Annotated in this window: 12 protein-coding genes; 2 read left to right on the top strand and 10 right to left on the bottom strand. The window is 65.4% G+C overall.

Annotated features, from left to right (window positions below):
* Positions 1-868, top strand: an 868-nt coding sequence (locus ACPYOD_RS16880) for a YbaK/EbsC family protein (RefSeq protein ID WP_481302871.1), incomplete at its 5' end; no start/stop codon positions are given.
* A 156-nt stretch (positions 869-1,024) separates the two neighbouring features.
* Entirely contained in the window at positions 1,025-1,348 is a 324-nt protein-coding gene (locus tag ACPYOD_RS16885) for an H-NS histone family protein (protein WP_481302872.1), read from the top strand.
* A gap of 152 nt (positions 1,349-1,500) precedes the next feature.
* Here the strand turns inward: ACPYOD_RS16885 and ACPYOD_RS16890 are convergent, their stop codons facing one another.
* From ACPYOD_RS16890 to ACPYOD_RS16935, 10 genes are all read right to left on the bottom strand, one after another.
* The gene (locus tag ACPYOD_RS16890) at positions 1,501-2,784 is read right to left on the bottom strand and encodes a threonine/serine exporter family protein (protein ID WP_481302873.1); all 1,284 of its coding nucleotides are present in this window, start codon (positions 2,782-2,784) and stop codon (positions 1,501-1,503) included.
* Positions 2,777-3,229 (bottom strand): NfeD family protein, encoded by a 453-nt coding sequence (locus ACPYOD_RS16895; protein ID WP_481302874.1) that lies wholly within the window; start codon positions 3,227-3,229, stop codon positions 2,777-2,779. The genes ACPYOD_RS16890 and ACPYOD_RS16895 overlap by 8 nt, the downstream gene beginning before the upstream one ends.
* Position 3,230: 1 nt before the next feature.
* Positions 3,231-4,193: an SPFH domain-containing protein gene (locus ACPYOD_RS16900; protein ID WP_481302875.1), complete on the bottom strand. Its 963-nt coding sequence runs from the start codon at positions 4,191-4,193 to the stop codon at positions 3,231-3,233.
* Positions 4,194-4,242: 49 nt separating this feature from the next.
* A complete protein-coding gene (locus tag ACPYOD_RS16905; RefSeq protein ID WP_481302876.1) occupies positions 4,243-5,634 on the bottom strand; it encodes a sensor histidine kinase in 1,392 nt (463 codons plus the stop codon).
* A 13-nt stretch (positions 5,635-5,647) separates the two neighbouring features.
* Positions 5,648-6,982 carry a sigma-54-dependent transcriptional regulator gene (locus ACPYOD_RS16910; protein ID WP_481302877.1) on the bottom strand — a complete coding sequence of 445 codons (1,335 nt, stop codon included), beginning with the start codon at positions 6,980-6,982 and terminating at the stop codon, positions 5,648-5,650.
* Positions 6,983-7,065: 83 nt separating this feature from the next.
* Entirely contained in the window at positions 7,066-8,283 is a 1,218-nt protein-coding gene (locus ACPYOD_RS16915) for an ABC transporter permease (RefSeq protein ID WP_481302878.1), read from the bottom strand.
* Between the two features lies 1 nt (position 8,284).
* Positions 8,285-9,589: an ABC transporter permease gene (locus ACPYOD_RS16920; protein WP_481302879.1), complete on the bottom strand. Its 1,305-nt coding sequence runs from the start codon at positions 9,587-9,589 to the stop codon at positions 8,285-8,287.
* A gap of 23 nt (positions 9,590-9,612) precedes the next feature.
* Complete coding sequence (locus ACPYOD_RS16925) at positions 9,613-10,827, bottom strand: ABC transporter permease (RefSeq protein WP_481302880.1); 1,215 nt, start codon at positions 10,825-10,827, stop codon at positions 9,613-9,615.
* A 10-nt stretch (positions 10,828-10,837) separates the two neighbouring features.
* Positions 10,838-12,145, bottom strand: a complete 1,308-nt coding sequence (locus tag ACPYOD_RS16930) for an ABC transporter permease (protein ID WP_481302881.1) — start codon at positions 12,143-12,145, stop codon at positions 10,838-10,840.
* A 29-nt stretch (positions 12,146-12,174) separates the two neighbouring features.
* Positions 12,175-12,885 carry an ABC transporter ATP-binding protein gene (locus tag ACPYOD_RS16935; RefSeq protein ID WP_166699264.1) on the bottom strand — a complete coding sequence of 237 codons (711 nt, stop codon included), beginning with the start codon at positions 12,883-12,885 and terminating at the stop codon, positions 12,175-12,177.
* Between the last annotated feature and the right edge of the window lies 1 nt (position 12,886).

The raw sequence follows: 12,886 nt of genomic DNA on the forward strand, positions 1-12,886 counted from the left end.
GGTGAAGACGATCCTGGTGCGCGGTCGCGAGGGCCTCGTCGCCCTGTGCGTGCGTGGCGATCACGAGATCAACGAAGTGAAGGTCGCCCATCTCCCCGAGATGCCCGACGAGTCCGAACTGGCCAGCGAGGCCGAGATCGTCGCCGCCACCGGTACGCACCCCGGCTTCATCGGCCCGGTGGGTCTGCCCGAATCGATTCCCGTCATCGTCGACCGCAGTGCTGCGGTGCTGGCCGACTTCGTGTGCGGCGGCAACCAGGACGGTACGCACTACACCGGTGCGAACTGGCAGCGCGACGCGCGCATCTCGCGTGTTGCGGATATCCGCAAGGTCGTCGACGGCGACGTTTCACCCGACGGCAAGGGCACCATCCGCCTTGGACGCGGCATCGAAGTGGGCCACATCTTCCAGCTTGGCCAGAAGTACGCCGAGGCCATGGGCGCGGGCGTGCTCGACGACCAGGGCAAGATGCGCACGATGTACATGGGCTGCTACGGCATCGGCGTCAGCCGCATCGTCGCGGCCGCCATCGAACAGCGTCACGACGAGGCCGGCATCGTGTGGCCCGAAGCCATGGCGCCCTGGCGCGTGGCCGTATGTGTCATCAATCCGAAGAACGATCCCGTGGTAGCCGAAGCGGCGGAGTCCCTGTACCAGTCGCTGTCGCAAGCCGGCATCGACACCGTTCTCGACGACCGCGGCCTGCGCCCCGGCCCGATGTTCGCGGACATGGAACTGATCGGCATCCCGCATCGCGTAGTGGTAAGCGGCCGCGGCCTCGAAGCGGGCACGTTCGAATACCGCGGTCGTACTGATGCGGAAGCACGCAATGTCACGCGCGAGGAGCTGTTTGCCATTTTGGGGTGATCACTTGGCGGGGCTGTGTCAATGCCATCGTTGGCACAGCTGTCGTGTCAGCTTAATCCGATAACCGTGTCGGCATTATCGTTAATTGATTCGCAGGCTGACACGAATTGACTATTTAGGACACAATCGGAATTCGTAATAGACCCGGAGTTGCCAATGGCTGTCGATATAAAGAACCTCAACCATAATCAGCTGAACGAACTGATTTCCAAGGCGCAGATCCGGCAGAACGAATTGCGCAAGGAGAAAGTCTCCAAGCTGCGCGAGAAAATCAATGCGCTGATCAAGGCGGAAGGCTTCACCTTCGACGACGTATTCGGCAGCCGTGCGCCGAAAGCCCGCCGCACCGGTGCCGCTGTCGCCGCCAAGTACCGTAATCCCGCGAATCCCGAGCAGACCTGGTCCGGCCGCGGCAAGCGCCCGAACTGGTTCAACGACGCGCTGAAGGCCGGCAAGAAGGAAAAAGACCTGCTGGTCTGATCGAACACGTTACGGCGTGGAAGCACGCGAACGGAAAAAACGCCGTGATCTGTAGGAGCCGCTATAGCGGCGAGGGAATCGTGCGAGGCGGTGCCAAGCTGCCCTCGCCGCTATAGCGGCTCCTACAGGGTTCCGCGCAACTAACTCACGCCTTACAACGAACGCCGAGGCGCCACGAGAAGGTCGCCGAACAACAGTCCCGCCACGAGCGATACGAGCAACGTGATGCCCAGCAGGCCCGTGTCCATGCCGAGCGACGCGTCGCGATCGAGCAGATAAGACACGCTGCGGAAACTCACCGAACCCGGCACCAGCAGGATGATGCCAGGCTCGCGCACCACCGCCCCGGGCATCTGCGCATAACGCGCATAGACATTGCTCAACGAACTCAACAGCAAGCCGCCGACGAATACGCCGAACGGTGCGCCAGGCAACGAGCCCGAAATGCTGCCTCCCCACGTTGTGGCGAGATACCCGAGCACGACTGAGGCCATCACCACCGGCCACGTGCGCGGAGCGGCACGGAAAAGGATCGCGAACGAAAACGCGCCGAGGATCAATGTCGGCCAGTCGGCCCACGCGGGCAACGGCGGCAAGGCGTAATTGCGCGGCACCACGCCGAAGGCTTCACAAAGCTGGCTCGCCGCGACGGTACCGAAGGTGAGCTTGAGCAGCGTGGCGATGGCCCCGCCCATACGCGCCACGCCCGACACGAGGTGCTGGCTGGAGATCTCGCGCACAGCCGTCGTGAGTGCCATGCCAGGCAAGAGCACGATGAGGCTGCCGAGGATCACCGACTTCAATGCCAGCGGCACGATATAGGCACTCACCACCGTGGCGATGGCGGTCGCCACCATGGCGCTGATGGCCTCGCTCGCGGCGCCGAGCTGCGGGCGGCTGGCCGAAGCCACCGTGATGAGTCCGATCACGACGCCGATGACGCCGGCCGTGACGAGGTCGGGCCACGCGCTATGCAGCAGCAGCGCGACGACACTGGCCGCGCAGAGTCCATAGCTGGCGATGACGCCGAGCTGGGCACGGAACGTATCCGGCGCACCCAGTTTGCGCAGTAGGTGGAAGCCTTCACGCAGCTCCATCTGGCCGTCGATGACGGCGTCGGCGATGCGGTCCGCTTCGCACAGCCGAGCGAGGTTCACATCGCCCGGCGGCAGGCGCATCACTTGCGTGACCTGGGCCACGCTTTCTTCGCCCTGCCCCAGGTCGGCGAAGGACACGATGATGGCCGTCGGGCTCGACCATACATCCGCCGACAGGCCCAGCCGCTGGGCGGACCGTCCGATGGCGGTTTCCAGGCGAGGCGCGGTGGTGCCGTACTGATGCAGCCGGCGGGCCAGTTCCGTCAGGAAGGCGATGCGGGTGTTGATCGCCGTGGTGGCGAAGCTCACCGGTACCGTCAACGGCGCGGGTTCAGCCAATGTCCACCGCCTTCACGCGCAACGTGGTGCCGTCGATGCCGACGACTTCCACAGCGGCGCCCAGCGGAAGGTCCGGACCGGTGACGAGCCAGGTGCCATCGCCCACCTTCGCCTTGCCGCGGCCATTCAGGATGGCCTCGCACAGCACATAGCGTTGCCCGATCAATTGCTCGCCGCGCCGGTTGAGGCGCTCGTTTCCGGCGGGAATGCGGTCCAGCCGCGGCCGCAGCAGCTTCCAGTAGGCGAAGCAGGACACGAAGGCGAACGCGGCGAAGATGATGGCCTGCGCCAGGGCACCCATGTCGGGCACGAGCAGCAGCACGATACCCATGGCGGCGGCCGCGATGCCGATCCACAGCATGAAATAACCGGGCAGGATCACTTCGCCGCCGATGAGCAGCAGCGCGACGATCCACCAGAGATAGTGGGTGGCGACCTGTTCCATGTCAGCGCGGAAGCGGCGGTGTGCGGGAAGGCGCCGCGTCGGCCGGCGGGCGCTGTTGCGCGGCGAACGAATCCCTGGCCAGTTCGGCGATACCGGCGAGCGAGCCGAGGATGCCGGTGGTTTCCATCGGCAACAGCAGCGTCTTCTGGTTCGGCGACTTCGCCATCTCCTTCAGGGCCTCGACGTAGTTGTTGGCGACGAAGTAGTTCAAGGCGTTGACGTCGCCGCCCGCAATGGCCTGCGACACCATGGTGGTGGCCTTGGCTTCGGCCTCCGCCAGGCGTTCGCGCGCTTCCGCTTCACGGAACGCGGCTTCCTTCTTGCCCTCGGCCTCGAGGATGGCGGACTGCTTCTCGCCATCGGCCTTCAGGATGGCCGCCTGGCGAAAGCCTTCGGCATCGAGGATGTTCGCGCGCTTCTCGCGCTCGGCCTTCATCTGCCGTGCCATGGCGTCCACCAGGTCACGCGGAGGCGAAATATCCTTGATCTCGATGCGGGTGACCTTGACGCCCCAGGGATGCGTAGCCTCGTCGATCACGCCGAGCAGCTTCGCATTGATGGCGTCTCGCTGGCTCAGGCTTTCGTCGAGGTCCATCGAACCGAGGACGGTACGGATGTTCGTCATGATGAGCGCCAGTGCCGCGGCCTCGAGGTTCGCGACCTCATAGGCGGCCTTGGCGGCGTCGAGCACCTGGTAGAACACCACGCCGTCGACGCGAACCACCGCGTTGTCCTTCGTGATGACGTCCTGCGAGGGCACGTCGAGCACCTGCTCCATCATGTTGATCTTGCGGCCGACGGCGTAGACGAATGGAATGAGGAAATGCAGCCCGGGCGTGAGCGTGCCCGTGTACTTGCCGAACATCTCGACCGTCCATTCGTAGCCTTGCGGCACGATGCGGATGAGCTTGGCCAGTACGATGACGGCGACGACGACGACGACCAGTGCGACGATGCTTCCCATGGCCTGCTTTCCCTCTCCCGGTGTGTTCCCGGAGTATAGGCGAAGGGACTCAGGCCGAAACGACGGGGAGGACCAGGGTCACGCGCAGGCCCCCGCCATCGCGGTTGGCCAGTGCGATGCGGCCACCGTGCGCTTCGGAAATTTCGCGCGCCAGGGCCAGCCCCAGTCCCGTGCCCGACCGCTTGGTGGAGTAGAACGGCAGAAGCGCCTGGGCCAGCACCGTTTCGCTCATGCCGGGCCCGCGGTCGGCCACTTCGATGAGCATGTCGCGGCCCACGTGGTGCACGGCCAGGGTCACTTCGTCCGGGTCGCCGCCGGCCTCGTGCGCGTTCTTGATCAGGTTGATCAGCACCTGCTCCACCTGGGTCGGGTCGAACCAGCCAAGCTGATTCGGTGGCGGCGCGGCGAGGCGAAACCTGGCGTGCAAGGCCAACGCCTCGAGGAAGGCTTCCCATTCGATCGCCCGGGACTGCGGTGCCGGCAGCTTGGCGAAGCTGGCATAGCCGGAGATGAAGCTGTGCAGGTGCCTGGCCCGGTCGCCGATGGAGGCAAACACCCCCGGCAACCGCTGGAGGTCGCCCCGCCGGGCCAGTTCCGCGCCGGAATGCGAGAGCGACGAGATAGGCGCCAGCGAATTGTTGAGCTCGTGGCTGATCACGCGGATGACCCGCTTCCAGGTATGGACCTCCTGGCGCGAAAGCTCGCGCGTCATGCGCCGATACAACTGCAACCGGTGCGGCTTGCCCTGGAGGCGGAAGCCGCGCTGCGAGAGATGGAAGGTTTCTTCGCTGCCGTCCATCTCGACCGAAAACAACGCGTCTTCCCCGCCCTTCGCCGCCTCGCGCAAGCTTTCCGGCATGCCGGAAAGGACTTCGTCGAAATCCAACCCCGCCAGGGTGCGCCCCTCGTTGAACAGGTGACGCGCGGCAATGTTGGCGTACGTGATCTTGCCCGCGCGGTCGGTGAGAACCAGCGCCACCGGCGTGTTCTGCACCACGGTGTCGAGCAGCAGTTCCCGCTGGGCGAGGTGCTGACGCTGGTCGCGAAGGGTCTGGCCCAGGGCGTTATGCATGCGGATCAGGTCGCCCAGTTCGTCGCGGCGCGTGGTACCGATGGACATGCTGAAGTCGCCGTCGCGATAGCTGGCCACCGCGCTTTCCAACGCCCGCATCAGCCGCCGCAGCGGTTCCACCAGCGCGTGCGCCACCCACGCCGACAAGGGCAGGAGCACGATGAGGCAGATCACGAGGGCGGTGCCGCCGTCGAAGGTCTCCACGGGCGGCGCCACCGGCAGCTTCCCGGTCTTGTCCGGAACGGTGCGCATCCAGACGAGCAATTGCGGGAACGGCCAGACGGACACGCCGGCGAACACCAGGGCGCCGACGATGGCGGAACAGGCGACGACCAGGGTCATCCGTCCTTCGAGCGAGAGGGTCTTCATGGCGGCGAACGTATCAGACCGCCAGGCCGTAGCGCTCCATGCGCCTGTACAGCGCCTGCCGTGAAAGCCCCAGGGTGCTGGCCGCCCGGCTCACCACGCCACCGGCGGAAGCGAGTGCCGCCTCGACCGATTCGCGGCTGGGTTCGTCGAGGTTGCGCGCCACGTTCGGCGCGGGAGGCGGCAGGTTGAGGTGTACCGGCTCGATCCGCCCGTCGGCCGCGAGCAGCGCGGCGCGCGCGATGGCGTTCTTCAGTTCGCGCACGTTCCCCGGCCACGAATGCGCCAGCAGGGCTTCACGCGCATCCTCGGAGAGCGTGGCCTTGCCGTCGAGAAAGAATTCCGCCAGCGGCAGGATGTCGTCGCAACGCTCCGACAACGGCGGCAGGTTCACGTCGATCACATTGAGGCGGTAGTAGAGATCCTCGCGGAACGTGCCGGCCGCGATCATCGCCTTGAGGTCGGCGTTGGTGGCGCTGACGACGCGCACCTTGGCATGGCGCGTGCGGCCCGATCCCAGCCGTTCGAACTGTCCGGTTTCCAGTACGCGCAGGAGCTTCATCTGGCCCGGGAGCGGCAGGTTGCCGATCTCGTCGAGGAAGAGCGTGCCGCCGTCGGCCATTTCGAAGCGTCCCTCGCGCGCCTTGTTGGCGCCGGTGTAGGCCCCCGCCTCCGCGCCGAACAGTTCGGCTTCGATCAATTCGCCGGGCAAGGCGCCGCAGTTCACCGCCACGAAGGGCCCCCGCCGGACGGCCGAGTTGGCGTGCACGATGGCGGCGATGCGCTCCTTGCCGGCGCCATTCGGGCCGGTAATGAGCACCGGGACGTCGGAGCGCGCCACCTGACAGGCCAGTTCGATCGTGCGGCTCATGGCTTCCGATGCGAACACCAGGCCGTCGAGGTCGTAGCGGCTTTCCAGCGCTTCCCGGCGGCGCCGGCGCTCGACGCGCGCACGGGTGACCTCGCGAGTGGATTCCGAGAGCTCCAGCAGGTTTTCCACCGTGGCGAGCAGCTTGGTGTCGTCCCATGGTTTGGCCAGGTAGTCGGCGGCACCGGCCTTCACCAGCTCCACGGCGGCTTCCAGGTGCGTCCAGGCAGTAAGCAGGATGACCGGCAGGTCGGAATACCGCGCGCGGATCGCCTTGAACAAGGCCGCGCCTTCCTCGCCAGACGTGGTGTCCGCCGTGAAGTTCATGTCCTGGATGACGACGTCCACGCGCTCACGGGCCAGCGTCGCCAGGCCGTCTTCCGGCGTCAGCGCCACCAGCGGACGGATATCGCGCAGGCTCAGGGCCAGCGACAGGGCTTCGCCCACCGCAGGGTTGTCGTCGATGATCAGTACGCAGCGCATCGGATCTCTTCGCATGCAGTCATGGATGCCGCCCCCGGCAAAAAGGTTGCTACCCCGCCGGCACATTTTCTCATTCTAGGACACTAACCACGGGTCGCCACGACAGGGGGCACCGAGGCCGCGCGCAAGGCGGGAGCGAGCACGGCTGCCTGCCCCAGGGCCCAGAGCACGATCGCGCCGATGGGCAGGTAAGTCCATGGCAGCCTGGGCAACTCGTATTGCCGCATCAGGACCGCGTTGATCCCGTAGGCCAGCGCCATGCCCAAGACGATACCCATGCTGGCGATAAGGAAATTTTCGGTCTGGAAGTAACGCAGGATGGCGGTGCGAGTCGCCCCGAGCGCGCGCCGCACGCCGATCTGGCGGCGGCGCTGCGCGACCCAGAAACTCGCCAGCCCGACGATGCCCAGCGCGGTCACCACCAGAAGGGCCACCGAAACCGCCGAAAGGAGCACGGCCATCGAGCGATCTGTGGCGAAGTAACGGCTCCGGATGTCCGTGTACAACCGCGCGTCCACGACGACCCGGCGCGGATCCACCGCCCTCAGCGCAGCGACGGCATCCTTCAGCACCCGGGCCGCTTCGCCCTCTCGCGCCCGTATGAAATAGCCACCGCCATAGGCCGGCAGCATCCGCCACGGCATCACAACGGTACTGTTCACGTCCTCGCGTGCCCCCGCCCGTGCGGACGGCAGGCGCTCCAGCACGCCGACTATCCGCACCGATTCGCCGCCGATGACGACTTCCTTGCCTACTACCGGTACACCGGGAAACAGTCGCTTCGCCAGTTCGCTCGTCACCATGCCCACATGACTGCTCGTCGCCTTTCCGGCGACGAGATCGTCCACCCACGCGTATTCCTCCGGACGGAACCCACGCCCCGCGACGATACGGGAACCCAGGGTTTCCACCAGGGCTTCCCCGTAATACATCGCCACGGTCGCGCTGGGCGACTGCTGCGACTTGTCCAGCTTCAATCCTGCGTTCCAGGCGTTGTCACCGAACGGGAGGGAGTTGCCCACGGTCGCCGCCTCGACGCCCGGCACGTTGCGGATCGCTGCGAGGTCCGCTTGCACGCGGGCATGGAAGTCGCGGCGCGGTCCGATGTCCGAGACGACGATCCGCATCAGCTGATCCTCGGCGATACCGCTGGGTGTCAGCATCCAGCTTACGCGGTCGCCGACAAGGAAGATCGCGTTGCACACGATGGCGCAGGTCAACGCGATCTGCAGCACAAGGAGTGTCGCGGTGAACCGGTGACGGCGCAGCGTCGAAACAATGGGGAAGACATCTATCAACATGTCACTGGCTCTTCAATTGCAGCGCCGGCGCGATACGGCACGTGCGCCAGGCGGGGATCACACCGGCTGCCAGTGCGGCGGCGATGGAAACGGCGAAAGTGGTGCCCAGCATGGTGAGGTCGAGATGAGCCAGTTCGGACGACGCGGCCGGCTGCATCCGCACCATCGCCAGCCCGAGCAAGGCCACGCCCAATCCGCCGATGCCACCTGCCAAGCCGATGACGGCAGCCTCTATGAGCAATTGCGCGAAGACGCTGCGCCGCGACGCACCGAGCGCGCGGCGTACGCCCACCTCCCCCGCGCGACGCATGAACTTCGCCAACATCAGGCCCACGGTGTTGACGAGGCAGACCGCAAAGAATCCCAGCGCCAGCCACACCTGGAGGCGTACGTCGCTCGGCACCACGCGCCGTTCGTCGAGGTACTGCATGACGTTGGGCAGCGCGGTGCGTGCCGGCCGCTCGAAGCGGCCCAGTGTCACCTGTTCGTGCACGTAACCGTCCAGGAACTGCCGGTACGCCGCCACAGCGGCCGGGTCGTCCAATTGCACCCAGAACTGCAACCAGACGCAATTGGCCGTTTCCATGCCCTCCTCGTCGGACGACTTGTTGCCCCAGCACTCGATACCGCCGTTGCGCTTCAACTTGGCGGTGCGCGCGGTGCCCAGCGGCACGAAGACCTCTTCGCCCGCACTGTAGTCGCCCGAATTCAGGTCGTAGAAATGCGGCACCGCGCGCCACGGATTCAGGACGCCGACGATGCGCAGATCCGCACCGTCGACGTGCAACGTCCGTCCCACGCTGTTCTCTCCGTGAAACAGGCGCTCATTGAGGTCGGCGCCGATGACGGCGACGCGTGCACGCGCCTCGTCCTCGACGGCACTCCACCCCTGGCCATAACGGAATGGCACGCCGAACATCGGAAAGAAATCGGCCGTGGTATACCGGGCCGGCACGATGAACGGATCGATGGCGACATCGTCGGACTGCACCGGCGTGGCGCCGGCGGCCATCAACGCCTGGTGCCGGGCACGCGCGGCGTGGAGAAGGTTCATGCCGTCCGTCCACGTCACCTGCGTCGGCAGTTCGTCCGGGTGGTCGTCACGCTCCTTGTCGCGCGGATCCATCTGCGGCATGAACACCGATCCGCTGCGTCCGGGTAGCGGATCTCCCGACAACACGTGCAACACCGTGAGCGTGGTGATGCTCGCGCCGATGCCCAGCGCCACGGCGAGGATCATGAGCGCCGTGAGTGCCTTGCTTCGCCGCAGGCTGCGTACGGCGAGTTCTACGTAATACCCGAACATCCAAACTCCTCGATGGACCGCCGTCAGACGCTGCGGGTCGCTTCCACGGGTGACACTCTCGAGGCCCGTAGCGCGGGAGCGAATACGGCAGCCTGGCCCAACCCGAGCAGCACCACCACGCCGACGAGCACGTACGTGAAGGAAAGGCGCTGCATCTCGAACTGGGTGAGCATCCATTGGTTCATGCCCAGTGCCAGCACCACGCCCACCACCACGCCTGCCAGGGCGATCAGGAAATTCTCGGTCATGAAGTAGCTGAGGATGTCGCTTTTGCGGGCGCCGAGCGCACGCCGCACGCCGATCTGCTTGCGCCGCTGCCCGACCCAGAAGCTCGACAGGCCCACGATGCCGGCCGCCGTGATCGCGAGCAACACACCGCAGACGATACTCATGAGCACGGCCATGCCGCGATCGGCCTCATAGGCAGCAGCGCGAACCATCTCGAAGGTGCGCACGCCCTGCTTCTCCGGCAGCACGCGCATGCGGTTCTGTCCGTAGAGCGTGTTGGCAACTGATTTGAACACGGCGTCCTGCTGGCCAGGCTTGGTGCGCAGAATGAAGTGCTGGTAGCTGCTGTCGAACAGGAAAGGCATGATCGTCACGTTGTCGATGAAGTCGGCGTCGATCCAGGGCACGGTGAGCTTCTCGACGATGCCGATGATCGTGGAGGGGCGTCCCTTGACGTAATAAATGGTTTTGCCGAGTGCGTGCCCATCCGGGAACAACTTGTCCGCAAGGGCCTTTGTCACGATGACCTGAGGCGGCGAGGGCCGTTGGTCGCGATTGAACGAAATGATCTCGCCGGGCGTGAAATTGCGTCCGGCGATCAACTTCACTCCGAGCGTGGCGAGGGTATGCTCGTCGCCAAAGTAGAGCGCGCTCTGTGAGCCGTCCTTTTCGCCGTCGGGGGTCCGGCGAGCCGTCGTCGACCAACCGCCCCGGCGCAGAGGATACGCGTTGGTCACGTAGGCATCTTCCACGCCCGGCATGGAGCGAAGCGCCTGCAGGTCGGTCTTCATCAGCGGCAGGTAGGTGGCGGGTGAGCCGACGTACAGGTTCTGGACGGCAATGACATTGGCTTCGTTCATGCCGGTTGTGCGGCGCACCCGCTCGACACGTTCGTGCACGATGAACAGGGCGTTGCAGACGATGGCCAGGGTCAGTGCGATCTGCAAGGCGATGAGGATGGTTCCCGCCTTGTGCCGGCGGAGCGCTGCCAGGATGGGTCTGATTTGCATGGCGCTACCCTCAGTTCGATTTCAGCTGCCACGCCGGCTGCACCTGTGCGGCGCGCCACGTGGGATAGAATGCGGCCAAGACCGAGGCGGTGATCGCCACCACGAGGGTGAGCAGCATCAATGCCGGATCCAGCGTGGCGAGCCGCGCGATTTCCTCGGGGAACACGAGCCCCACGCCCAGCACGCCCAGACCGGTCAGCAGCAGTCCCAGTACACCGCCGGCGATTCCCACCGTTCCCGCCTCGATGAGGAATTGCGCGTAGATGTCGCGGCGTGAAGCACCCAGCGCGCGGCGTACGCCGATCTCGGGTGCGCGACGCATGAACTTCGCCAGCAACAGGCCGATGGTGTTCACGAGGCAAATAATCAGGAAGCCGAGCGACACCAGCAGCGACACCTGCGACTCGCGAGGCACGACCTTTTGCACCGACAGCCAATCCATGACGTTGCGCAGGCGGATGTTGGGCGGCCAGCTGAAACGGCCCGACCGTTGCATTTCCGCCGCGTAGCCGGTGAGGTATTCGCGATACGACTGCGCCTCGGATTTGCTGGGCAGTTCCGCCCAGAGCGACAGCCAGATGCATTCCGAGCGCAGATAATTCTCCCACCCCTCTGGCGGGCCCTTCACGCAGTTATTGTTGCCGTTGTTCGGCAGTTTCAGGTCCACGGCCCGGTTGAACGGCACGTATACCGATGCGCCGTCGTCGAATCCGGAGGTATTGGGCACGTCGAAGAACACCGGCTGCGGTGCCCAATCCTTGATGACGCCGACTATCTGGAATAGATGGCCGTCGAGGTTCAGTTGCTTACCCACGCTGGGCCCGCCATTGAACAGCTTGTCGTTGAGCGTCTTGTTGATCACGACTACGTCGGCATGCTTCTCATCGTCGTCGAGGCTCCATGCCCGGCCCTGCAGGAAAGGCACGTCGAACATCGGGAAGAAGTCCGCACCCGTGGCATATGCGCCCTGGCGCATCGGCAAACGCGAAGGATCCTCGGGAATGACCGACACGCCGATCGGGTACGTGACCGCCTGCCGCTTCGCCTTGTGCGCGCGCAACAGTGCCGTCGCATCCGGGTAACTCAGCGCGGGCGGCGGCTCGCCTTCCTGGATGTTCTCCGGTCCCCAGTTGTCGATCTGCACGTTGTACAGCACGTCGGACTTCTGCGGGATCGGGTCGCGCGACGTGGCGCGGAACACCGAGTAGGTGGTCATCGAGGCGGCCACGCCGAATCCGATGGCCATCACCATCAGCGCGGTGAGCATCGGATTGCGGCGCAGGCTGCGCAGGCCGAGTTGCAGGTAGTAGCTGAACATGGAAGCCCCCGAGGGTGGAACGGCGTCGATCAGGAATGCGCGGTATGGGCGTGCGCGTGGAAGCGCGGCTCTTCCGCGAGATCCACCACCTGGCCGTCGATCACGTGGACATTGCGCTGTGCGCGCGCCGCCAGCTCGGGGTCGTGGGTGACCATGACGATGGTGGCACCTTCGCGATGGATCTCCTCCAGCAGTTCCATGACGCCGCGAGCCATCTGCGTGTCGAGGTTGCCAGTGGGTTCGTCGGCGAGGAGCAGGCGAGGCGAACCTGCCAGCGCACGGGCAATGGCCACGCGCTGCTGCTGGCCACCGGAGAGCTCCGCCGGATAGTGCTTGGCGCGCGAGGCCAGGCCCACGCGCTCCAGCGCATCCATGATCCGCTGCTTCCGCTCCGCCGCCTTCATGCCGCGGTAGCGCAGCGGCACTTCCACGTTGTCGAACACGTTGAGGTCGGGAATCAGGTTGAAGGCCTGGAAGATGAAGCCGATCTTCTCGTTACGGATGCGAGAGCGGGCGTTGTCGTCCAGCTGGCTCACTTCCACGCCGTCCAGGTGGTAGTGACCGCCGGTGAAGGTTTCGAGCAGGCCGGCAATGGTGAGGAAGGTGGTCTTGCCCGAACCCGAGGGACCGGTCACGGCGACGAACTCGCCTTCCTTCACGTCGATGTTGAAGTCGCGCAGGGCGTAGGTCTCGACGACTTCCGTGCGGTAGACCTTGGCGAGATGGGTCATCTTGAGCATG

This window comes from Luteibacter sp. HAY1-4A, assembly GCF_056755355.1.

Bases quoted from the DNA above. Each gene is read 5' to 3' on its own strand.
- ACPYOD_RS16935 (WP_166699264.1), bottom strand. From the start codon at position 12,885: ATGCTCAAGATGACCCATCTCGCCAAGGTCTACCGCACGGAAGTCGTC.
- ACPYOD_RS16905 (WP_481302876.1), bottom strand. From the start codon at position 5,634: ATGAAGACCCTCTCGCTCGAAGGACGGATGACCCTGGTCGTCGCCTGT.
- ACPYOD_RS16915 (WP_481302878.1), bottom strand. From the start codon at position 8,283: ATGTTGATAGATGTCTTCCCCATTGTTTCGACGCTGCGCCGTCACCGG.
- ACPYOD_RS16930 (WP_481302881.1), bottom strand. From the start codon at position 12,145: ATGTTCAGCTACTACCTGCAACTCGGCCTGCGCAGCCTGCGCCGCAAT.
- ACPYOD_RS16910 (WP_481302877.1), bottom strand. From the start codon at position 6,982: ATGCGCTGCGTACTGATCATCGACGACAACCCTGCGGTGGGCGAAGCC.
- ACPYOD_RS16900 (WP_481302875.1), bottom strand. From the start codon at position 4,193: ATGGGAAGCATCGTCGCACTGGTCGTCGTCGTCGTCGCCGTCATCGTA.
- ACPYOD_RS16925 (WP_481302880.1), bottom strand. From the start codon at position 10,827: ATGCAAATCAGACCCATCCTGGCAGCGCTCCGCCGGCACAAGGCGGGA.
- ACPYOD_RS16885 (WP_481302872.1), top strand. From the start codon at position 1,025: ATGGCTGTCGATATAAAGAACCTCAACCATAATCAGCTGAACGAACTG.
- ACPYOD_RS16895 (WP_481302874.1), bottom strand. From the start codon at position 3,229: ATGGAACAGGTCGCCACCCACTATCTCTGGTGGATCGTCGCGCTGCTG.
- ACPYOD_RS16920 (WP_481302879.1), bottom strand. From the start codon at position 9,589: ATGTTCGGGTATTACGTAGAACTCGCCGTACGCAGCCTGCGGCGAAGC.